The following is a 761-nucleotide window of genomic DNA, read 5'->3' on the forward strand; positions in this document are numbered from 1 at the left end:
GTAGTAGAGATCCTCGCGGAAGCGGCCCGCCTGCACCTCGGCCAGGATGTCGCGATGCGTGGCGCAGACCAGCCGGACGTCCACCTTCTCGGATTTCGTGCCACCCAGGGGCGTCACCACGCCGGTCTGCACGAAGCGCAGCAGCTTCACCTGCATCTCCGCCGGCATCTCGCCGATCTCGTCGAGGAAGAGCGTGCCGCCATCGGCCGCGCGCGCGGCGCCGAGCCGGTTGTCGGTGGCGCCGSTGAAGGCGCCYTTSWCATGSCCGAAGAGCTCGCTCTCCAGCAGGTCGCGCGGGATCGCGCCGCAGTTCAGCGCGATGAAGGGCTTTTCCGCCCGCGACGAGACCTTGTGGAGCGCCTCGGCCGCCAGCTCCTTGCCSGTGCCGCTCTCGCCCGTGACGAAGACGGTGGCGCGCGATCCGGCGACGCTCTCGATGGTCCGGTAGATGGCCTGCATCGGCGGCGAGGCGCCGATGAAGCCGTGAAWCCGCCCCCGCCCGAGCTGCGACTTCGCGACATCCAGCTGCTGCCGCAGCTCCCGCTTCTCCAGCGCGTTGTCGAGCGTCACGCGCAGACGCGCGGAGGTGTAGGGCTTCAGGATGAAGTCCGACGCGCCCTCCTGCATGGCCTCGACCGCCGTCTTCACCGAGCCGTGCGCCGTCAGCACGATCATGGCGGTTTCCAGCTGGGCCGCGCGCAGCCGCCGCATGAGCTCGATGCCGGAGAAGTCGGGCAACACGAGGTCGACCAGGATGGCGT

The 761-nt window shown here is 69.6% G+C and carries 1 protein-coding gene; it reads right to left on the bottom strand.

Annotation, left to right across the window (positions count from 1 at the left end):
* A partial coding sequence (locus AC1DWF_RS33895; RefSeq protein WP_476842874.1) for a sigma-54-dependent transcriptional regulator occupies nt 1-761 on the bottom strand: 761 nt, incomplete at both ends.

It is taken from the genome of Aminobacter sp. P4_D5 (assembly GCF_056401815.1).